Consider the following 20,899-nt stretch of genomic DNA (forward strand, 5'->3'; position numbering starts at 1 on the left):
AACGCACTGTCGAGTGGATCACTCGGCCGGCGTGATGTTCGAAGCCTGGGCACCCTTGGGGCCCTGGGTCACGTCATAGGTGACACGCTGGCCTTCCTGCAGGCTGCGGAAGCCCTTGGAGTTGATGGCGGAGAAGTGCGCGAACACGTCGGCGCTGCCATCCTCCGGCGAGATGAAGCCAAATCCCTTGGCGTCGTTGAACCACTTGACGGTACCGTTCGGCATGGTGATGCGAGACCTTATGCAATGAATGGGTGGTGTACGCTGAACCCGCGCACAAGCTGAGTATGCAAAGCTTGCACGGGGAAGACAATCACCCCCGCGCCAATTCGCCCACCAGTTCCGGAAGTCCGTTGCTTGCCGCCTGCACGTTGGCCAGCACTTCGGCCATCGTAATCTCCTCGCCATCACCACACCCGGCAGCCCAGTTGGCGATGATCGCCAGGCAGGCATAATCCAGCCCCAGCTCGCGTGCCAGCGCGGCTTCCGGCATGCCGGTCATGCCCACCAGGTCGCAGCCGTCGCGGCGCATCCGGGCGATTTCAGCGATGGTTTCCAGGCGCGGCCCCTGCGTTGCGCCGTAGCAGCCACCGTCATGGACCGTGACGCCGGTCACTTTGGCCGCGGCCAGGATCTTGCTGCGCAGCATCGGCGTGTACGGATGGCCGAAATCGACGTGGACCACGTCGGTGCCTTCTTCTTCACAGATCGTGCTGATTCGGCCCCAGGTGTAATCGATGATCTGGTCCGGGCAAGCCAGAACGCGCGGACCGAAGTTCTCGGTGATGCCACCGACCGTGTTCAACGCCAGCACGCGCTGCGCGCCCAGCTGCTGCAGCGCGGCAAGGTTGGCGCGGTAGTTGATCTTGTGCGGCGGCAGCGAATGCCCCTCGCCGTGCCGCGCCAGGAATGCCACGCGATGGCCGAGCAGCGTACCGACGCGCACCGGGCCGGACGGGCGGCCGAAGCGGGTGTCGACCTCGTGGGTCTGCACGTCGTCAAGCTTGGCCAGGTTGTAGACACCGGTACCGCCGATCACGGCCAGGGCGATCTGTTGCATTCGAAGCACTCCATGAAAAGACGAACGCCGGCACCCGAGGATGCCGGCGGCAGAAGAAGACGCGCCGCAGGCGGCTGCGCCGTTATTCCTTCATTGCGTAGATGGCCGGCACGCAGCGCAGGGTTTCGTTGACGTCCATGCCGAAGCCGAACACGTAGCGGTCCGGCAGTTCGATGCCGGCATAGTCGGCAGTCACGTCCGGCAGTGCGCGATCGTGCTTCTTCACCGTCATCGCGGCGATGCGCACATCGGTCGCGCCCTGTTCCAGGCACCAGGTACGCACGCCCTGCAGGGTGTAGCCCTCGTCCAGAATGTCGTCGACCAGCAGCACGCGGCGGCCGAACAGCGAGGTGGCCGGCTTGTGCTTCCAGACCAGGTCGCCGCCGGTGGTTTCGCCACGGTAGCGGGTGGCGTGCAGGTAATCGAACTGCACGTCCTGGCCGCGCGCGCCCAGTTCCAGTGCCAGCTGGCCGGCGAACGGCAGCGCACCGTGCATGATGGACAGGAACAGCGGCACCTCGCCCTTGTAATCGCGCGCGATGGCGTCGGCGATACCAGCGATGGCCTTGTCGATGGTGGGGCGGTCGACCAGCAGGTCAGCCTGGGCCAGGGCCTGGGAAATGGTGAGGTTAGGCATCAGACGGTTCTTCCAAGGGTTTCAAGCAGACGGGATTGGGTGTCGCCATGGCGGGCATCGGCCAACAGGCCGTCCCAGCCAAGCGCGCCGCGGCCGAGTAGGCCCAGCAGCGCAGCAGTGTTGAGGGAACGCCCCTGCACTGCGTGCAGGGCTTCATCGACCAGTTCCGGGTGGCAGACCAGCACCACGTCGCAGCCGGCATCCAGATGCGCGTGCACGCGTGCCGGCACGCCACCGGCGCTGTGCGAGGCGGCCATGCCGATGTCATCGGAGAACACCACGCCGCGGAAGCCGAGCTCGCCGCGCAGGATGTCCTGGATCCAGCGCGGCGAATAGCCGGCCGGTTCAGGCGCAATCTGCGGGTAGATCACGTGCGCCATCATCACGGCATCGGCACCGGCGGCGATGCCGGCCTGGAATGGCACCAGGTCCTGCGCGCGCAGCTCGTCCAGCGCGCGCGGATCGATCGCGGTATCCACGTGGGTGTCTTCCAGCACGGTGCCGTGGCCGGGGAAATGCTTGAGCGTGGCGGCCATGCCGACCGCATGCATGCCACGCACATAGGCGGCGGTGAACGCGGCCACCACCTGCGGGTCTTCACTGAAGGCGCGGTTGCCGATGGCGCGGTTGCCGCGACCCAGGTCGACCACCGGCGCGAAGCTGAGATCCAGGCCGCTGGCACGCACTTCGCTGGCCATCAGCCAGGCGTGCTGCTCGGCCAGGGCCAGTGCCTGCTGCGGATCGGTGGCATACAGCGCCCCGATGTCCTGCAACGGCGGCAGCTCGCTGTAGCCCTCGCGGAAACGCTGCACGCGGCCGCCTTCCTGGTCCACGCAGATCAGCTGCGGGCGCGGCGCGGCAGCGCGGATCGCTGCGCTCAGATCGGTCACCTGCTGGCGCGAGGCGAAGTTGCGCTTGAACAGCACCACCCCGGCCACGGCATCGTGCTGCAGCCAGTCGCGCTCCTGGGCGGTGAGTTCGGTGCCGGCAACGCCGATCAGCAGCATGGTCGATCTCCACAACGCGCGCCCGCATGGCGCAGTGCCGCATTGTCGCAGAACCGGCCGGCAGGCGCAGTGGTCAGAAGAAGGGGACGGAGGGGATTAAGCCGCAATAGGCCCCTACGGGCTGGATACGTCTTGATTCCCTCCGTCCCCTTTTCGGGGCGGTCAGACCTTGCAACCGTCCGGGCCGCAGGACTCGTCTCCGTCAGCCGACGCTGCCGGGGCGCCCTGTTCGGCCGCGATCTGGCGCAGGGCGTTGGCGAAGGCCTCTGGGGGCTGTGCCCCGGAAATGGCCCACTTTCCATCGATGACGAAGGTCGGCACCGAGGAAATGCCCAGCGCATGGGCCTCCGCCAGCTTGGCTTCGACCTCGGCCAGACCGCGGGCGGAGGCCAGCATCTGCGCGATTTCGCCGCCGTCCAGGCCGCCCGCCACACCGGCCTTGATCAGCACCGTACTGTCCGCCAGGTTCTGGCCATGCTCGAAGTGGGCGCGGAACAGCGCTTCGCCGACCGCATCCTGCACGCCGTGCTGGCCGGCCAGCCACAGCACCCGGTGCGCCGGCAGCGTGGTCACCCGCACCTGGCCCTGGCCGAAGTCCATCGGCAGGCCTTCGGCACGCGCCGTGGTCTGGGTCTGGCCGAGAATCTGCTCGGTGCGCTCGACGCCGCCGAACTTGCGCACGTAGGCCTCGCGCAGCGGCACCGGGGTGGCGTCCGCATCCGGGTCCAGCTGGAACGGCTGCCAATGGATGTCGAGTTCAGGCGCGTCCGCGCCCAGCAACTGCACACCCTGCTGGAAACGATACTTGCCAATCCAGCACCAGGGGCAGACCACGTCGGAGTAGATGTCGATTCTCATCCCCCCGACATGGGGGCCGCGCCCCTCGATAAAAGGGGACGGAGGGGATTAAGTCGTTTTCAGCACAGATGGGGTAAAGACGACTTAATCCCCTCCGTCCCCTTTTTGGGAGCTCACCACTCTGAATACGGATGACTGGCCAGGGCAACGTTGTAGTAGCGGGCGTCATCAGTGACTTCGGCGCCGACCCAGTCCGGCAGGTCGATGACCTGGTCGGCGCTGTCGAGCTCGACCTCGGCCACGACCAGGCCGGCGTTGTCGCCGAGGAACTCGTCCACTTCCCAGGTCAGGCCGGCGTGTTCGACCAGGTGGCGGCGCTTGTCGATCAGGCCACCCACGCACAACGCCAGCAGCGCGCGCGCGTCCTCCACCGGAATCGGGTAATCGAATTCCTGCCGGGTGTGGCCGATGGTGCGCGACTTCAGGTTCAGCGCGGCGTGGTCGCCCTCGATGCGCACGCGTACCGAGGCGTTCTGGGTGCCGCGATCCAGCGCGCCCATGTCGTTGATATAGCCCTGCGCCATCGGGATCACCCGGTGCGCGACGGTGCGCCAGCCATCACTGCTGACGAGGAATTTGCGTTCGATTTCGATGCCCATCGCGCCATTATGCGCGATGGGCATGACAGCCGATCAGCGCTTCTCGAACACCGCGATGCTTTCCACGTGTGCGGTGTGCGGGAACATGTCCATGGCACCGGCACTGACCAGGGTGAAGCCCTGTTCGTTGACCAGATAGCCGGCATCGCGTGCCAGCGAGCCCGGATGACAGCTGACGTAGACGATCCGCTTGAACTGCTTCAGCGGCAGCTGCTGCAGTACTTCGATCGCGCCCGAGCGCGGCGGGTCCAGCAGCAGCTTGTCGAAGCCCTGGCGCATCCAGGGGGTGCTGCGCTGGTCCTGGGTGAGGTCGGCGCTGAAGAACTGCGCGTTGGCCAGGCCATTGCGCTCGGCATTCTCACGGGCACGCGCGACGAGGCCGGCATCACCTTCCACACCGACCACTTCGCGCACGCGACGGGCCAGCGGCAGGGTGAAGTTGCCCAGGCCGCAGAACAGGTCCAGCACGCGCTCGTCCTCACCCGGTTCCAGGAGGTCCAGGGCGTGGGCGATCATCTTCTCGTTGAGCTTGGCGTTGACCTGGATGAAGTCCAGCGGACGGAACGCCAGCTCTACATCCCACGGCGCAAGCCGGAACGACAGCGGCACACCCTGCCCGTCCAGCGGCTGCACGGTGTCCACGCCACCGGACTGCAGGTAGATCACGAAGCCGTGCTGCTGGCCGAAGGCGGCCCAGGCCGCACGATCGGCGTCGCTGAGCGGCTGCAGGTGCCGCACGGTCAGGACCACGGCCTGGTCGCCGGCAATGAACTCGATCTGCGGGATATCGCGCTTGCCATCAAGCGATTCGATGAAGGTGGACAGCGCCTCGACCTTGGTGCCGATCTCCGGGATCACGGTCAGGCACTGGCTGAGGTCGGCGACGAAACGCGGATCCTGTTCACGGAAACCGACCAGGGTCTTGTCCTTCTTCTCGACCCGACGCACCGAGAAGCGGCCCTTGCGCCGGTAGCCCCAGCTCTCGCCGACCAGCGGCGCCAGCACGGTACCCGGCTTCACGTGGCCGATGCGCTCCAGGTTGTCCATCAGCACGCGCTGCTTGGCCACGATCTGCTGGTCTTCATCCAGGTGCTGCAGCACGCAGCCGGCACAGGTGCCGAAGTGCGGGCACTTCGGGGTCACGCGCTGCGGCGAGGCCTGCAGCACTTCCACCGTGCGCGCTTCGTCGAAATGGCGGCTGCGGGCGGTCTGTTCGGCCCTGACCACTTCACCCGGCAGGGCGCCGCTGACGAAGGTGACCTTGCCGCCCTCGCCTTCACGGCGGGCGACGCCGCGACCATCATGGCTGAGGTCGAGGATCTCGGTCTGGAACGGGGTACGGTCGGTGCGGGAGCGGGATCGGGCCACGTGGCAACAGGCTGCGGGCAAAAATGGGGGCGTATTGTCGCAGATCCTGACCGGCAGGGTCCGGACCCGCTTGCGCCCGCCGCCGCCGTGCTTGATGATTGGGGTCAGCTGACATGGAGGCAGCCCTGATGCAGATGACCCCGCGGGCCAGCCGGCCCCGCTTCCTGCTTGTCGAGGACGACATCATCAGCCGCGGTTTTTTCAAAGCGGCGTTGGAAACGTTACCGGCGGACGTGGACACCGCAGATTCACTGGCCAGTGCGCTGGCGAGCGCCGAGCCCGGCGCGCATGACCTGTGGCTGATCGACGTCAATCTACCCGACGGCAATGGCGCGCAGCTGCTGCGCGAGCTGCGCCGTTCACACCCCGATACCCCGGCGTTGGCGCATACCGCCGACGGCGATACCTCGATCCACGCACGCCTGCGCGAGGCCGGCTTCAGCGACACGCTGGTCAAGCCGCTCGGGCGCGACCAGCTGCTGAAGGCGGTGCGCCGCGCACTGGTCAACAGTCCGGCCGGGATCGTCATGGCCCAGGCGCCGGCCGCGGTCGAGCTGCAGGTACAGGACTGGGACGAGACGGCGGCGCTGGCTGCGCTGAATGGCCAGCGCAACCACCTGATCGCGCTGCGCGAGCTGTTCCTGGCCGAGCTGCCGGGCGTACGCGACGCGGTCGAGCAGGCGGTGGACCAGCATGACGAGCGCCAGCTGCGCAGCCAGTTGCATCGGCTGCAGGCGAGCTGTGGTTTCGTGGGTGCGGCACGCTTGGCCCGTGCGGTGCGCCAGTTGCATCATGCGCCCGAGTCCGGGCAGGCCCAGGATGGGTTCCGCGACGCGGTGGCGGCCCTGCTGCATTGAGGGTTTTCGGCAGGGCTGCGCCCTGCACCCGCAGAGGCTTCAAGCCAAGGCAACAGCAAAAGCAAAAGCTGGCATTCCGTGGGTGGCGGGGCGGTATCGGAGTGCGGGGGCGCCGTAAACCCGTCCATGGGGGCTTGGCAGCCGCATCCATGCGGCTGACACCCCGCACTCCGATACCGCCCCGCCTTCGACAGGTTCACTCGGCTGTTGGTAGGTGTCGACCTTGGTCGACACATCTGTCAGATATCGAAATTCAAACTGGGGTCAGATCCAACAGCTCGCAAGAATCTGTCGAAGGCGGGGTGGGTCCGGTTGAGGGGGCGTGAGCCGCATGGATGCGGCGACCGAGCTTACATGGACGTACTTGCAGCGCCCCCCTCAACCGGACCCACCCCGCCTCCCCACGGATAGCCAGCTTCTGCCGTTGACGTTGACGTTGATTCGGCAGGTGCAGGGCTGCAACCCCTGCCGAACACCCCCTACCTGCGGGGTGCGAGCTGCTCGAGCATTTCCCAGGATTTCAGCCCGCGCGGCCCGAGGTGATGGGCCAGCACCCGCCGCATCGGCAGACGCAGGCTGGCCAGGTCGGCCGCACCGGGCTCTTCGTCCGCCGCCAGCGCCAGCAGCGCCGAGCCAGTGGCGGCCGCCCGGCGTTCCCCACCGCGCTCGCTCAGCAGGCGTTGCGCGCCTTCCTGCGGGTCCAGTTCATAGCGCGCGGCCGGGTCGATCGGCTGTCCGTCGCTCGCGCTGTCCAGATCGAAACCCAGGCCCAGCGCGGACAGCAGCTCGCGTTCGAAGCGACGCAGCGTCCAGGCCAGGCCGGCGCCCACGGCCAGCCGCGCACGCGCTTCGCCGTAGGCCAGGTACAACTCGGGCAACGGGTCCTGGCGCGGGGCCAGGCGCAGGGTCAGTTCACTCAGGTAGAAGCCGGCCAGCATCGCCTGGCCGACCAGGCGTGGGGCCGCGTCCAGTGCTTCCGCGCCGCGCAGCTGGGCCAGTTCCCCCCGCTGCAGGGCACTGAAGCGGATCCACTGCAGCGGCTGCAGGGCCGCGCGCAGCACCTGGCCCTTGGCCGTGGACACGCCACGCGCAAGCAGGCCAATGCGGCCATGCTGCGCGCTCAACACTTCGACCAGCAGGCTGGTCTCGCGGTAGGCCCGTGCGTGCAGCACGAAACCGGTGTCGTCCTCGATCATCATCGAAGCGACCGCGACGGCTTACTCGTAACCGAAGGCCTTCAGCGCGGCCTCGTCGTCAGACCAGCCTTCACGCACGCGCACCCAGGTCTCCAGGAACACTTTGGCCCCGAACAGACGTTCCATCTGCAGGCGGGACTTGGCACCGATCTCCTTCAGCCGGGTGCCGCCCTTGCCGATCACGATCGCCTTCTGGCCCTCGCGCTCGACCCAGATCACCGCACCGATGCGCAGCAGGTTGCCATCTTCGGTGAAGCGCTCGATTTCCACGGTGGTGGCGTACGGCAGTTCCTCGCCAAGCTGGCGCATCAGCTGCTCACGCACCAGTTCGCCGGCCAGGAAACGCTGGCTGCGGTCGGTGATCTCGTCTTCACCGAACATCGGCGGCGCTTCCGGCAACAGCGCCAGTACGTCGCGTACCAGTGCTTCCAGGCCGTTGCGCTTCTGCGCCGAGATTGGATGCACGGACGAGAAATCGCGGCCGGCCGTGACTTCCTGCAGGAACGGCAGCAGCGCGCCCTTGTCCTTCAGCCGGTCGATCTTGTTGACCACCAGCACCACCGGGATACCGGCGTCGCGCAGTACATTGAAGGCCAGGCTGTCTTCTTCGTCCCAGCGACCGGCTTCGATCACCAGCAGGCCAGCATCGACGCCTTCCAGCGAGCCGCGTGCGGCGCGGTTCATCACCCGGTTCATCGCCCGCTTCTGCACCTTGTGCAGGCCGGGGGTGTCGACCAGCACCAGCTGGCCTTCCGGATAGGTGGCGATGCCCAGCAGGCGATGGCGCGTGGTCTGCGGTCGGTTGGAAACGATGCTGACCTTGGCGCCGACCAGGGCATTGGTCAGGGTCGATTTGCCCACGTTCGGGCGGCCGATGACGGCCACGCTGCCGCAATGATGGGAAGTTTGTTCGCTCACTTGGAATCCAGTTGTTCTAGGACGGCCGCAGCCGCCTGTTGTTCGGCAAGCCGCCGCGAGGCGCCTTCGCCCTCGGTGCTGGCGGCCGGGTCGGCTACGTTGCAGCGTACCCGGAAGTGCTTGGCGTGGTCGTCACCGGATTCTGACACCAGTTCATACTGCGGCAACGCCTTCTGTCGGGCCTGCAGCCATTCCTGCAGGCGGGTCTTGGGATCTTTCTCGGGCCGGCCGGAGGCCGGCAGTGCCTCGATCGACGCGCTGAACCAGGGCAGTACCACCGCCCGGCAGGCCTCGAAGCCGGCATCCAGGTAGATCGCGGCCACCACGGCTTCCACCGCGTCGGCCAGGATCGAGTCGCGGCGATGACCGCCGGACTTCATTTCGCCCGGGCCCAGGGTCAGCCGCTCGCCCAGTTCCAGAGTGCGCCCGATCACCGCCAGCGCGCCTTCTCGCACCAGCTCGGCACGGGCGCGGGTCATCGCGCCTTCGTCAGCCTTGGGCCAGCGTCGGTACAACGCCTCGGCCGCCATCATGTTGACGATGCTGTCACCGAGGAACTCCAGGCGCTCGTTATGCGGCGCACCGGCACTGCGATGCGTCAGCGCCTGCTTGAGCAGGGCCGGGTCGCTGAAGGCATGACCGATCAGGTCGCCACGTTGGATGAATTTACTGGGCACCGCTTCGTGTCAGGTCCTGGGAGGAATCGAATTTGCCAACCACATCGAGGTTGCCGATCAGCTGACGGCGCACTTCATAGTTGACCTTGAGCGTCCAGCCATTGTCGCGACGGTCGAACTTCACGTTGGCCGGCTTCACGTTGTCCGAATAGTTGATGTACAGGCGCTTGAAGAACAGGTCCTGGATCCGCGCCGGCTCCATGCTGCCCACACCCGGCTCGTTGGCCAGGCTCTTCATTGCCGAGCGCACCGCGTAGTACTCCTGGTACATCGGGAACAGCTTCATGCCGATGTAGAGGAAGAAACCAACCACGATCAGGACCGTCAGGAACGAGGTCAGGGTCATGCCACGCTGCGTGTTCATCGTCTTCATTGCGTTCTCCCCAGATACGCGTTGGATGTGAAATTACCCGGTTGATGCCCGATCAGTTGATGCTCGAGCCGATCCGCGACGGCTCGAAGCCATCCTTGCAGAACCAGCCCTGGCAGTTCAGCCAGATCAGGAAGGCCTTGCCGCGCAGGTTCTCTTCCGGCAGCAGGCCCCAGAAACGGCCATCGTCGCTGTTGTCACGGTTGTCGCCCATCACCAGGTACTTGCCGGCCGGCACGGTCCACTGGCCCTGGCCACGCGGGTAGTCGGTCTCCAGCACGGTGTGGGTACGGCCCGGCAGGTGCTCGACCAGCAGGTTGGCGCCCTCGCCCTGGCCCTTGTGGCCGGCGTAGATGCCCTTGTTGTCGTACTTCAGCGGTTCGCCGTTGAGGATCATGCCGTCGCCTTCGAAGACCACGGTGTCACCCGGCACGCCGATCACGCGCTTGATGAAGTTCTCGCCCTTTGCCGGGTCGTTGTCGCTATGGCCGGGGAAGTGGAACACCACCACATCGCCACGCGACGGCTCGCCAAACGGCACGATCTTGGTGTTGCTGATCGGCAGGCGCAGGCCGTAGGAGAACTTGTTGACCAGGATGAAATCACCGATCAACAGGTTCGGCATCATCGAGCTGGACGGAATCTTGTACGGCTCGGCGATGAAACTGCGCACGATCAGCACGATCGCCAGCACCGGGAAGAACGCACGCGAGTAGTCCACCAGCACAGGCTCGGAATCGAGCAGGCCCGCGCGCTGGGCGCGACGCTTGGCGAAGTACAGCTTCTCGCCAAGCAGGATCAGGCCCGAGGCCAGGGTCAGCACGACCAGGAGGATCTCAAACAGTTTCATTCAGGGTCCTTTGCAACGTCACCAGACGACCGGCCCCGCAGGGCCGGTGCGGGCTTACTTGTTGTCCATCTGCAGCACGGCCAGGAACGCTTCCTGCGGGATCTCCACACGGCCGACCTGCTTCATGCGCTTCTTGCCTTCCTTCTGCTTTTCCAGAAGCTTCTTCTTGCGCGAAACGTCGCCACCATAGCACTTGGCCAGCACGTTCTTGCGCATCGCCTTGACCGTGGTGCGGGCGATGATCTGCGAGCCGACGGCGGCCTGGATGGCCACGTCGAACATCTGGCGCGGGATCAGGTCCTTCATCTTCTCGCACAGCTCGCGGCCGCGGCGGTCGGCATGGCTGCGGTGCACGATCAGCGACAGCGCATCGACCTTGTCGCCGTTGATCAGCACGTCCACGCGCACGAACGGACCGGCGTCGAAGCGCACGAAGTGGTAGTCCAGCGAGGCATAGCCACGGCTGACCGACTTCAGCTTGTCGAAGAAGTCCAGCACCACCTCGGCCATCGGCAGTTCGTAGCTGATCTGCACCTGGCTGCCCAGGTAGTTGATGCCGATCTGGCTGCCGCGCTTTTCTTCGCACAGCTTGATGATGTTGCCGATGTACTCCTCGGGGGTGAGCACGTTGGCACGGATGATCGGCTCGCGGATCTCTTCGACCTGGTTCACCGGCGGCAGCTTGGCCGGGTTGTCCATGTTGATGATCGAGCCATCGGTCTTCAGGACTTCATACACCACCGTCGGCGCGGTGCTGATCAGGTCCAGGTTGTATTCGCGCTCCAGGCGCTCCTGCACGATTTCCATGTGCAGCATGCCGAGGAAGCCGCAGCGGAAACCGAAGCCCATCGCCTCGGAGCTTTCCGGCTCGAAACGCAGCGCGGCATCGTTCAGGCGCAGTTTGTCCAGTGCTTCGCGCAGGTCCGGGTAGTCCTCGGCATCAACCGGAAACAGGCCGGCGAACACGCGCGGCTGCATTTCCTGGAAGCCCGGCAGCGGCTTCGGTGCCGGGTCGCCGGCCAGGGTCAGGGTGTCGCCGACCGGCGCACCATGCACGTCCTTGATGCTGGCGGTGACCCAGCCCACTTCACCTGCACGCAGCGCCGGCAGCACCTTGCGCTTCGGGGTGAACACGCCGACGTTGTCGACCTGGTGGTTGCGGCCGGTGGACATCACCTGCAGCTTGTCACCGGCCTTGATCTCGCCCTGCATCACGCGCACCAGCGAGACCACGCCCAGGTAGTTGTCGAACCAGGAGTCGATGATCAGCGCCTGCAGCTTGTCGGTGTCGCGCGGCTTCGGCGGCGGGATGCGATGCACGATCGCTTCCAGCACGTCCTGCACGTTCAGGCCGGTCTTGGCACTGACCGGCACGGCGTCGGAGGCGTCGATGCCGATCACGGCCTCGATTTCGGCCTTGGCGCGCTCGATGTCGGCGGTGGGCAGGTCGATCTTGTTGATCACCGGCACCACTTCCAGGCCCTGCTCCACGGCGGTGTAGCAGTTGGCCACCGACTGCGCTTCCACGCCCTGGGCCGCATCGACCACCAGCAGCGCGCCTTCGCAGGCGGCCAGCGAGCGGCTGACTTCATAGGAGAAGTCGACGTGGCCCGGGGTGTCGATGAAGTTCAGATGGTAGGTCTGCCCGTCCTTGGCCAGGTACGGCAGCGACACCGACTGCGCCTTGATCGTGATGCCACGCTCGCGCTCGATGGGGTTGGAGTCGAGCACCTGCGCTTCCATCTCGCGGGCCTGCAGGCCACCACAGAGCTGGATGATGCGGTCGGCCAGCGTGGACTTGCCGTGGTCGACATGGGCGATGATGGAGAAGTTGCGGATGTTCCGCATCGAATCAGAAGACATAGGTGGCGGCGGCGCGCGGCGTCGTCAGGGTAACGGTCGATTATCGCACGCCCGGCGCCCCGCCGCGAAAACGGCCTCATCGAGCCGGGCCCGGAATGGCCGAAGCCCCGCCGGGGCGGGGCTTCGGGGTGATCGGCGGGGCCGCCGGACCGGCCCGGGCAGGACTTACTGGCCGGCCTTCACAGCCACGAACGCGCTGTTGCCATTGCCGGTACGCACCAGCAGCATCACCACGTCGTCCTTCTTGTAACCGGACAGCGCGCGGTTCAGGCCATCCACACTGCCGACCGGAGTGCGGCCGACCTGCAGGATCACCATGCCCGGCGACAGGCCGGCATCACGCGCCGCCTGGCCCTTGACCCCGGTGATGCGCACGCCCTCGTTGCCGTCCAGGCCGAACTGCTTGCGCTGCGGTGCGGTCAGGTCGCTGACGTCCAGGCCCAGCAGGGCATTGGCGCCGGCCTGCGGTGCCGCATCGGGCTTGGCCGTGGCCGCCGCGCGAGCGTTGCCCTGGCCGTCGTCGCTCAGTGCGGTCAGCGTGGCGCTGAGGTCACGGGGCTTGCCGTCGCGGATCACACCCAGGGTGACCCGGCTGCCCGGCGCCATCGCGCCGATCAGCGGCGGCAGGTCGGACCAGCTGTTGACCGGGCTGCCATTGACCGAGCGCACCACGTCGCCGATCTGCACGCCGGCCTTCTCGGCCGCACTGCCGGGCACGATCTGGTTGACCAGCGCGCCACGGCTGTCCGGCAGCCCCAGGCCCTGTGCCTTCAGCGAATCGATCGGTTCAACCACCGCGCCGAGCTGGCCACGGGTGACCTTGCCGCTCTTCTTGATCTGCTCGACCGCGCTCATCGCCAGGTCGATCGGGATCGCGAAGCTGATGCCCATGTAGCCGCCGGAGGCGGAGAAGATCTGCGAGTTGATGCCGACCACTTCGCCACGGGTGTTCAGCAGCGGACCGCCGGAGTTGCCCTGGTTGATCGCCACGTCAGTCTGGATGAACGGCACATAGCGCTGGTCAGCACCACCGGTGCTGCGTCCCAGTGCGCTGACGATGCCGGCGGTGACCGAATGATCGAGACCGAACGGCGAGCCGATTGCGACGACCCACTGGCCGGGCTTCAGCGTGTTGGAATCTCCCACGCGCACGGTCGGCAGGTTCTTGCCTTCGATCTTCAGCAGGGCCACGTCGTATTGCTGGTCGCTGCCCACCACCTTCGCCTTGAACTCGCGGCTGTCGCCCAGCTTGACCTTCACCTCGCTGGCATCGGCCACCACGTGGTAGTTGGTCAGCACATAGCCGTCGGGCGAAATGATGAAGCCCGAGCCCATGCCGCGGCCCTTGATGCTGGGACCACCGTCCTGGCCACCCGGACCCTGCCCCGGCATCGGGAAGTCCGGGCCGAAGAAGCGGCGGAAGAACTCCGGCATGTCATCGTCGCTCATCGGGCCGCGCGCGGCCTGGCGGTTGTTGCGGACGATGGTGGTGTCGACATTGACCACGCCCGGGCCGACCTGTTCGACCAAGTTGGTGAAGTCGGGCAGGCCACTGACCAGCGGCTGTGCCGGCGCCCGCGCTGCTGCAGCTGGCGCAGGCTGGGTCTGCGCGACAGGCGCGGGGGCCTGTGCGCAGGCCACCAGGGGAAGGGTCAGGGCCAGCAGACCCATGGCCTGCGTGCGGAGTCGGGGAGTCATCGGACGGCAACCTCCGGATCGGATGGAAAGAGGAATACGGGCCCCGCCGACGGCGGGCGTGAAAGCGCCCGGCTCAGTCGCGCGGGCGCGGCGGCACCGGCCGGTCGTCCTGCAGGCGCGGCTCGAACGGATAGAACGCCGCGCCGCCGGCATGGGTCGGGAAGCTGGCATTGAGTGCGCCACCGGCAGCGGGCGCCAGGCTGGAACGCGGCCACGGCCGGGCCTGCAGGCCGCCCACCTCGCCGAACGGCAGGTTGCGGCTGGCGCTGGCCGGCACGGTCGGGGTCAACGGCGCCGGCGCTGCGGCGATGGCCCGTTGCGGGGCCTCATCGCGCTGCGCGGCACGCCCGGCCTGCTGGGTGCGCGTAGCGCTGGCACGGCGGGCGTCCTGGCGGCGGCTGGAGGCAGCCATCGCCACGGCCGGCGCCGCTGCCACAGCCATTGCCGCGGTATCCACCGACGCTTCGGTGACCGTCGCCGGGGTGGCCGGTGCCGGCGCCAATTCCGCCTGGCTGGCGATCACCTGCGGCGCCAGCGGTTCACCCGGCGTGGACTCCTTCAGTTTCTCGCCGCCGATGAACAGCGCGACGGCGGCAACCGACGCGGCCAGGGCGGCACCACCGCCCCACGCTCGCCAGCGCGTACGACGTACCTGGCGGCGCGGCTCGGCCTGTGGTGCGGGTTCGGCCGCGATGGCGGCAGCCACGGCAGCACTGAATCCGGCCGGTGCCAGCGCCGGGGCCTGCCCGCGCATCACATCGCCCAGCAGCTGCCAACGTTCCTGGCAACCCGCCAGTTCGGGATCGTGTTCCATGCGACGCAGCAGGAAGCGCGCCTCATCGGCACCCAGCTCGCCATCGACCAGGGCCGACAGCTGTTCGCGGTGGCGCTGGTCCAGGCGCTGCCCGGCGGGCGATTGGTGGTTCTGCGATTCGTTGAACGGATTACTGGTCATACGCGGCTCTTCTCACGGGTGGCGCTGCCGATGTCCAACAGCGGCCGGAGTTCGGTGTCGATCGCCTCGCGCGCCCGGAAGATCCGTGAACGCACGGTGCCGATCGGGCACCCCATTTTCTGCGCGATATCCTCGTAACTCAGGCCTTCCACCTCGCGCAGGGTGATCGCCAACCGGAGCTCTTCCGGCAGCGCGTTGACGGCCTTCATCACCGTCTGTTCCAGTTCCTGGCGCATCAACTCGCGTTCGGGCGTGTCGGTGTCGCGCAGGCGCGTCCCGCTGTCGAACTGTTCGGCATCACCGATGTCGATGTCATCGGTCGGCGGTCGGCGATTGTGTGAAGCCAGGTAGTTTTTGGCGGTATTCACGGCGATTCGATGCAACCAGGTTGAGAACTGGGCATCGCCACGGAAACTTCCGATCGCGCGGTAGGCACGGATGAAAGTGTCCTGGGCGACGTCCTGACATTCGCTCCAGTCGGCGATGTAGCGACCGACCAGGGCCACCACGCGATGCTGGTACTTGCGCACCAGGACATCGAACGCGGCGCTCTCGCCGTGCTGCACGCGCCGGACCAGTTCCAGATCCAGCTCCTGAGGTGTATCAACATCGGCCATGAGGGGCCGCACTCCTGTCAGCCCAACCGACGTCGGGCAATGAGACTGCCAATCCCGGGAAAAGTTCAGTCGCCGATCACTTGGCGCCGCACCAGCTTTTAACCACCGTTCCGTTAGCGTTCCGGTCCACGGCCATGGATCCGGGGTCGCCACTCCCCTGCTATTGGGATTTGACGCGGGGGAAACAACCTCTGGATCATAGCCGCTTCTCCATACACAACCGGATGGAACGTCCATGCTCTCAGGCTTCGATGGTCTCCGCTTCAGCCACTGGCACCCCGAGATCCGCGACGACGGCGTGGTGGTTCTCTCCCTGGATCGTCAGGACAGCAGCGTCAATGCCATGTCGCAGGATGTGCTGCTGGAACTGGGCGACCTGCTGGAGCGCATTGCACTGGACCCGCCCAAGGGCGTGGTGATCCAGTCGCTGAAAAAGGCCGGCTTCATTGCCGGTGCGGACCTGAAGGAGTTTCAGGAGTTCGACCGCCGCGGCACCGTCAACGACGCTATCCGTCGTGGCCAGGCCACTTACCAGAAGCTGGCCGAGCTGCCCTGCCCGACCGTGGCGGCCATCCACGGCCACTGCCTGGGCGGCGGCACCGAGCTGGCGCTGGCCTGCCGCTACCGCGTGGCCTCCAATGACAGCAGCACCCGCATCGGCCTGCCGGAGACCCAGCTGGGCATCTTCCCGGGCTGGGGCGGCAGCGCGCGACTGCCGCAGCTGGTGGGCGCACCGGCGGCGATGGACATGATGCTGACTGGCCGCACCCTGTCGGCCTCGGCCGCGCGCGGCATCGGCCTGGTCGACAAGGTGGTGGCGCCGGCGGTGGTGCTCGACACCGCCGTGGCGCTGGCCCTGTCCGGCGCTACGCGCCCGTTCAAGCAGCGCGCGACGGCCTGGGCCACCAACACCTGGCTGGCACGCACGCTGCTGGCGCCGCAGATGGTCAAGCAGGTCGCACGCAAGGCCAAGAAGGACCAGTATCCGGCGCCGTACGCGCTGATTAGCACCTGGCAGCGCAGCGGCGGCAAGCCGATCCAGGCCCGCCTCGACGCCGAACGGCGCGCGGTGGTGAAGCTGGCCAGTACACCGACCGCGCGCAACCTGATCCGCATCTTCTTCCTGACCGAGCGCCTGAAGGGCCTCGGTGGCGGCGATTCCGGCATCCGCCATGTGCACGTGGTGGGCGCCGGCGTGATGGGCGGCGACATCGCCGCGTGGGCCGCCTACAAGGGCTTCGAAGTGACTCTGCAGGATCGTGAGCAGCGCTTCATCGACCCGGCCATGGAACGCGCGCAGGCACTGTTCGCCAAAAAGGTGCGTGACGAGAGCAAGCGCCCCGCCGTGGCCGCGCGCCTGCGTGCCGATCTGGAAGGCAACGGCGTGGCCGAGGCCGACCTGGTGATCGAAGCGATCATCGAGAACCCGGAAGCCAAGCGTGCGCTGTACCAGACGCTGGAACCGAAGATGAAGCAGGACGCGCTGCTGACCACCAATACTTCGTCGATTCCGCTGGTGGAACTGCGCGACCATATCCAGCGCCCGGCACAGTTCGCTGGCCTGCATTACTTCAACCCGGTCGCGCAGATGCCGCTGGTGGAAATCATCCACCACGACGGCATGGCGCCGGAGACCGAGCGCCGTCTGGCCGCGTTCTGCAAGGCGCTGGGCAAGTTCCCGGTGCCGGTGGCCGGCAGCCCGGGCTTCCTGGTCAACCGCGTGCTGTTCCCGTACATGCTGGAAGCCGCCACCGCGTATGCCGAGGGCATTCCGGGCCCGGTGATCGACAAGGCCGCAGTGAAATTCGGCATGCCGATGGGCCCGATCGAACTGATCGACACCGTGGGCCTGGACGTGGCCGCCGGCGTCGGCCGCGAACTGGCGCCGTTCCTGGGCCTGCAGATTCCGGCCGCGCTGCAGACGGTGGAACCGGACAAGCGTGGCAAGAAGGATGGCCAGGGCATCTACACCTGGGAAAACGGCAAGCCGAAGAAGCCGGACGTGGCCAGCGATTATCAGGCCCCGGCCGATCTGGAGGACCGCCTGATCCTGCCGCTGTTGAACGAAGCGGTGGCCTGCCTGCACGAAGGCGTGGTGGCCGACGCGGACCTGCTGGATGCCGGCGTGATCTTCGGCACCGGCTTCGCGCCGTTCCGCGGTGGTCCGATCCAGCACATCCGTGCGGTCGGTGCCGATGCGATCGTCGAGCGGTTGAAGGCATTGCAGCAGCGCCATGGCGACCGTTTCGCCCCGCGCCCCGGCTGGGACAACCCCGCCCTGCGCGAACCAGTGGTTTGAGTTTATCGGCCGGGCCTGCGGCCCGCACCCGCAGAGGCAACGTCAAGTTCCACAGCAGAAGCCAGAGCCAAAGCGGCTCTGGCTTTTCTGTTTGTTGGGCGGGGCGGTGTCGGGTTGCGGGGACGCCGTAAACCCGTCCTTGGGGGCTTGGCCGCGGCATCCATGCCGCGGACACCCCGCAACCCGACACCGCCCCACCCCTGACAGTTTCCCGTTGACGGTCGGTGAATCTCGATTCCGGTGTGGATCACTACGAACTGGTGGGTGTCGACCTTGGTCGACACCAGGAGCGAAGCGATCGGCGTTTGATTTTGATTTTCTTTTTTTTCTTCTCCGTGGCTGGACGCACACGGAAACTGTCAGAGGTTGGGCGGGTGGGTTGCGCAGGACCGTTGGCGCCATGGATGGCGCCATCGAGCCCCCATGGATGGGTTTACGGCGTGTCCTGCGCAACCCACCCGCCCGACCAAGCGCGGCTTTTGATCTTGCTTCCGCCTTCAGCGACCAACCCCACAGCCACGAGGGGCTGCGCCGTTGGCTGGAACAACCTGTTACCCATACGGGGCATGTCCCCGTCACAGCTGCGTGCGATGCTGACCACCTGATCCCTGCCAGCGAGAACGCCCGCATGACCACCATCATCGCCCCGCGCGTACACGACATCGGCGGCCTCGAAGTCCGTCGCGCCGTCCCCACCCTGCAGGCGCGCAGCATCGGTTCGTTCGTGTTCGTCGACCAGATGGGCCCGGCACTCATGCACCCCGGCACCGCCATCGACGTGCGCCCGCATCCGCATATCGGCCTGGCCACGGTCACCTACCTGTGGTCGGGCGCCATCGGCCATCGCGACACGCTGGGCTCGGACCAGGTGATCCGCCCCGGTGACGTCAACTGGATGACCGCCGGCCGTGGCATCGCCCATTCCGAGCGCACGCCGCAACCGGACCGCGATCACGACAACCCGATCCATGGCATGCAGACCTGGGTGGCACTGCCGAAGTCGCATGAGGAAATCGAGCCGGCGTTCTACCACCATGCTGCGGCCACCCTGCCCGAGCAGCGCCGCAATGGTGTCTGGCTGCGGGTGATCGCCGGCCGCGCCTATGGCGAGGAATCGCCGGTGAAGGTGTTCGCCGACACCCTCAACGTAGCGATCGACCTCGACCCGGATGCGGAGATCGATATCGACAATGGCCACCGCGAGCGCGCGCTGTACATCCTCGAAGGCGAGGCGCAGCTGGATGGCGTGGATATTCCCGCCCAGCATCTGGTGATCCCCGAAGCCGGTGCGACAGGTCACCTGCGTGCGAAGACGCCGGTGAAGGCGATGCTGTTCGGCGGCGAGCCGCTGGATGGCCCGCGTCATCTGTGGTGGAACTTCGTCTCCAGCTCGAAGGAGCGCATCGAGCAGGCCAAGCACGACTGGGAAGCCGGCCGCTTCGGCACCATCCCGGGCGACGACAAGGAATTCATCCCGCTGCCGCAGTACTGAACATCGCGTGTTGCACACATCCGAGGGTGTATCCCTGCACCCGGCGTTGACGCTACAGTCACCCGCTGATCACTGAAATGTGACATAAATCACACTTTAGACCGTCAAAGGAGTGCAACACATGAGCATGGGTAAACGCTTGTCGGCCGAGTTCCTCGGCACGTTCTGGCTGGTTCTGGGTGGCTGTGGCAGTGCGGTGCTGGCCGCCAAGTTCGGAGGTGACGGCAATCCGCTGGGTATCGGTTTCCTCGGCGTGGCGCTGGCCTTCGGCCTCACCGTGGTGACCGGCGCCTATGCGTTCGGCCATATCTCCGGCGCGCACTTCAACCCGGCGGTCAGTGTCGGCCTGTGGGCCGGCGGCCGTTTTCCGACCAAGGACCTGATCCCGTACATCATCGCCCAGGTCGCCGGCGGCCTGCTGGCCGGCTTCATTCTGCTGCAGATCGCCTCCGGCGCCAGTGGCTTCGCCATCGATGGCAGTCAGGCCGGTGCGTTCGCCAGCAACGGCTATGGCGCGCTGTCTCCTGGCGGCTACAGCGTGGCGGCCGCCTTCCTGTGCGAAGTGGTGCTGACGGCGGTGTTCCTGATCGTGATCATGGGCGCCACCCACGGCAAGGCACCGGCCGGCTTCGCGCCACTGGCGATCGGCCTGTCGCTGACCCTGATCCACCTGATCAGCATCCCGGTCACCAACACCTCGGTGAACCCGGCCCGCTCCACCGCCGTCGCGTTCTTCGCCGGCAGCGGTGCGGTCAGCCAGTTGTGGCTGTTCTGGGTCGCTCCCCTTCTGGGCGGCGCGATCGGCGGCATCATCTACAAGTGGATCGGCAACGACCGCTGAGGCCGGTGTGGACCTTGCGGCCGACCATCGGCCGCAATGGTTACGCTTGTAACCGCAATTTGTGCGATCGCTCACGTTCCGTTAAGGTTGAGTTGACCGTCCGTGCACATGCCGGCCGGGGTGGCATCCGGGGATGGGATGCCAACGCCGCCCGCCCATCCGGCGGCGCCAAACGACACACCACCTTGGGGGATGCATGAAGTTCGCGCCTGTAGTGTTGTCGAGCCTGCTGTTCGTCGTGGCCCAGGCCGCGGCTGCACAGGCTCCCACCGAATGTCCTTCGCTGCCGGCCAGCAGTGGCCTGCAATGGCAGCAAGTGGTGCAGACGGACTTTCTGATCTGTCGCGCCAGTACCGGAGATGGCCGTGAGGTACTGAGCCTGATGCTCAGCGCACGTGACCCGTCCATTCCGTTGAACCGCTCGCTGCGCCAGGAAAAGGGCAGCTTCGGCGGTGAATCACTCTACTGGTACCAGCCCGACCTTGGTGGCCAGCAGCCGCCGGGCTATGCCGAACGCCGGATCAGCGTGGTCAAGCTCGACAAAGGGCGTTACGCGCAGATTTCGCTGTATCCGGACAGCCCGCAGGAACTGGGCTCGCTGCAGCAGCTGGCGCAGGGCATGAGCCTGACCCCGTCGGCCGTGGCAGCCGGGCGCTGAGCATGACGGGGATGACTGCCTGGCAGCATCCCCACAACACGGCCCGCTTACAGGGGGGTGCCGACCGCTGGCCGGCACC

At 66.6% G+C, this 20,899-nt stretch carries 21 protein-coding genes; 5 read left to right on the forward strand and 16 right to left on the reverse strand.

The window, feature by feature from the left end; genetic code table 11:
* Positions 1–18: 18 nt before the first annotated feature.
* The 7 genes from FQS62_RS16475 to rlmD all read right to left on the reverse strand — a co-directional run bounded on the left by FQS62_RS16475 (position 19) and on the right by rlmD (position 5,529).
* Positions 19–225, reverse strand: coding sequence for a cold-shock protein (locus FQS62_RS16475; protein ID WP_005410590.1), 207 nt, complete (start codon positions 223–225; stop codon positions 19–21).
* An 88-nt stretch (positions 226–313) separates the two neighbouring features.
* A complete protein-coding gene (locus FQS62_RS16480) occupies positions 314–1,060 on the reverse strand; it encodes an S-methyl-5'-thioinosine phosphorylase (RefSeq protein WP_005410591.1) in 747 nt (248 codons plus the stop codon).
* Positions 1,061–1,142: 82 nt separating this feature from the next.
* Positions 1,143–1,697 carry a hypoxanthine-guanine phosphoribosyltransferase gene (locus tag FQS62_RS16485; protein ID WP_005410592.1) on the reverse strand — a complete coding sequence of 185 codons (555 nt, stop codon included), beginning with the start codon at positions 1,695–1,697 and terminating at the stop codon, positions 1,143–1,145.
* The gene (gene nagZ / locus FQS62_RS16490) at positions 1,697–2,704 is read right to left on the reverse strand and encodes a beta-N-acetylhexosaminidase (RefSeq protein ID WP_049444916.1); all 1,008 of its coding nucleotides are present in this window, start codon (positions 2,702–2,704) and stop codon (positions 1,697–1,699) included. The genes FQS62_RS16485 and nagZ overlap by 1 nt, the downstream gene beginning before the upstream one ends.
* 162 nt (positions 2,705–2,866) lie before the next feature.
* Positions 2,867–3,562 (reverse strand): DsbA family oxidoreductase, encoded by a 696-nt coding sequence (locus FQS62_RS16495; RefSeq protein WP_208043720.1) that lies wholly within the window; start codon positions 3,560–3,562, stop codon positions 2,867–2,869.
* A 113-nt stretch (positions 3,563–3,675) separates the two neighbouring features.
* Positions 3,676–4,161, reverse strand: coding sequence for a CYTH domain-containing protein (locus FQS62_RS16500; protein WP_049444912.1), 486 nt, complete (start codon positions 4,159–4,161; stop codon positions 3,676–3,678).
* A 33-nt stretch (positions 4,162–4,194) separates the two neighbouring features.
* Positions 4,195–5,529 carry a 23S rRNA (uracil(1939)-C(5))-methyltransferase RlmD gene (gene rlmD, locus FQS62_RS16505; RefSeq protein WP_208043719.1) on the reverse strand — a complete coding sequence of 445 codons (1,335 nt, stop codon included), beginning with the start codon at positions 5,527–5,529 and terminating at the stop codon, positions 4,195–4,197.
* 128 nt (positions 5,530–5,657) lie between these two features.
* Here rlmD and FQS62_RS16510 point away from each other — a divergent pair, with 128 nt between their 5' ends.
* On the forward strand, positions 5,658–6,386 hold the full coding sequence (locus FQS62_RS16510; RefSeq protein ID WP_049444940.1) for a response regulator: 729 nt from the start codon (positions 5,658–5,660) through the stop codon (positions 6,384–6,386).
* 479 nt (positions 6,387–6,865) lie between these two features.
* Here FQS62_RS16510 and recO read toward each other — a convergent pair whose 3' ends face one another.
* The 9 genes from recO to rpoE all read right to left on the reverse strand — a co-directional run bounded on the left by recO (position 6,866) and on the right by rpoE (position 15,530).
* A complete protein-coding gene (recO, locus tag FQS62_RS16515) occupies positions 6,866–7,585 on the reverse strand; it encodes a DNA repair protein RecO (protein ID WP_057499688.1) in 720 nt (239 codons plus the stop codon).
* An 18-nt stretch (positions 7,586–7,603) separates the two neighbouring features.
* Positions 7,604–8,500 carry a GTPase Era gene (era, locus tag FQS62_RS16520; RefSeq protein WP_010482823.1) on the reverse strand — a complete coding sequence of 299 codons (897 nt, stop codon included), beginning with the start codon at positions 8,498–8,500 and terminating at the stop codon, positions 7,604–7,606.
* On the reverse strand, positions 8,497–9,177 hold the full coding sequence (gene rnc / locus FQS62_RS16525) for a ribonuclease III (RefSeq protein ID WP_032129847.1): 681 nt from the start codon (positions 9,175–9,177) through the stop codon (positions 8,497–8,499). Before rnc ends, era begins: the two co-directional genes overlap by 4 nt.
* Positions 9,167–9,550, reverse strand: coding sequence for a DUF4845 domain-containing protein (locus FQS62_RS16530; RefSeq protein WP_010482821.1), 384 nt, complete (start codon positions 9,548–9,550; stop codon positions 9,167–9,169). Before FQS62_RS16530 ends, rnc begins: the two co-directional genes overlap by 11 nt.
* A 52-nt stretch (positions 9,551–9,602) precedes the next feature.
* Entirely contained in the window at positions 9,603–10,397 is a 795-nt protein-coding gene (gene lepB, locus FQS62_RS16535) for a signal peptidase I (protein WP_049445569.1), read from the reverse strand.
* Positions 10,398–10,451: 54 nt separating this feature from the next.
* Complete coding sequence (gene lepA, locus FQS62_RS16540) at positions 10,452–12,245, reverse strand: translation elongation factor 4 (protein WP_032129849.1); 1,794 nt, start codon at positions 12,243–12,245, stop codon at positions 10,452–10,454.
* Positions 12,246–12,425: 180 nt separating this feature from the next.
* Positions 12,426–13,958, reverse strand: a complete 1,533-nt coding sequence (locus tag FQS62_RS16545) for a DegQ family serine endoprotease (RefSeq protein ID WP_208043718.1) — start codon at positions 13,956–13,958, stop codon at positions 12,426–12,428.
* A 73-nt stretch (positions 13,959–14,031) separates the two neighbouring features.
* Positions 14,032–14,913 carry a sigma-E factor negative regulatory protein gene (locus FQS62_RS16550; protein ID WP_268921950.1) on the reverse strand — a complete coding sequence of 294 codons (882 nt, stop codon included), beginning with the start codon at positions 14,911–14,913 and terminating at the stop codon, positions 14,032–14,034.
* Positions 14,910–15,530 (reverse strand): RNA polymerase sigma factor RpoE, encoded by a 621-nt coding sequence (gene rpoE / locus FQS62_RS16555; RefSeq protein WP_010482816.1) that lies wholly within the window; start codon positions 15,528–15,530, stop codon positions 14,910–14,912. The genes FQS62_RS16550 and rpoE overlap by 4 nt, the downstream gene beginning before the upstream one ends.
* A gap of 235 nt (positions 15,531–15,765) precedes the next feature.
* On the opposite strand from rpoE, the gene FQS62_RS16560 reads away from it, so the two are divergent.
* The 4 genes from FQS62_RS16560 to FQS62_RS16575 all read left to right on the forward strand — a co-directional run bounded on the left by FQS62_RS16560 (position 15,766) and on the right by FQS62_RS16575 (position 20,820).
* Positions 15,766–17,829 carry a 3-hydroxyacyl-CoA dehydrogenase NAD-binding domain-containing protein gene (locus FQS62_RS16560; RefSeq protein WP_208043716.1) on the forward strand — a complete coding sequence of 688 codons (2,064 nt, stop codon included), beginning with the start codon at positions 15,766–15,768 and terminating at the stop codon, positions 17,827–17,829.
* Between the two features lie 628 nt (positions 17,830–18,457).
* Positions 18,458–19,321 (forward strand): pirin family protein, encoded by an 864-nt coding sequence (locus FQS62_RS16565; protein ID WP_208043715.1) that lies wholly within the window; start codon positions 18,458–18,460, stop codon positions 19,319–19,321.
* A 121-nt stretch (positions 19,322–19,442) separates the two neighbouring features.
* Positions 19,443–20,162, forward strand: coding sequence for an aquaporin Z (gene aqpZ, locus FQS62_RS16570; RefSeq protein WP_032129854.1), 720 nt, complete (start codon positions 19,443–19,445; stop codon positions 20,160–20,162).
* A gap of 196 nt (positions 20,163–20,358) precedes the next feature.
* On the forward strand, positions 20,359–20,820 hold the full coding sequence (locus FQS62_RS16575; RefSeq protein WP_049445134.1) for a hypothetical protein: 462 nt from the start codon (positions 20,359–20,361) through the stop codon (positions 20,818–20,820).
* Positions 20,821–20,899 lie beyond the last annotated feature (79 nt).

Origin of the sequence: Stenotrophomonas sp. SBJS02 (assembly GCF_020428325.2) — a bacterium.
GTDB classification, from domain to species: domain Bacteria; phylum Pseudomonadota; class Gammaproteobacteria; order Xanthomonadales; family Xanthomonadaceae; genus Stenotrophomonas; species Stenotrophomonas africana.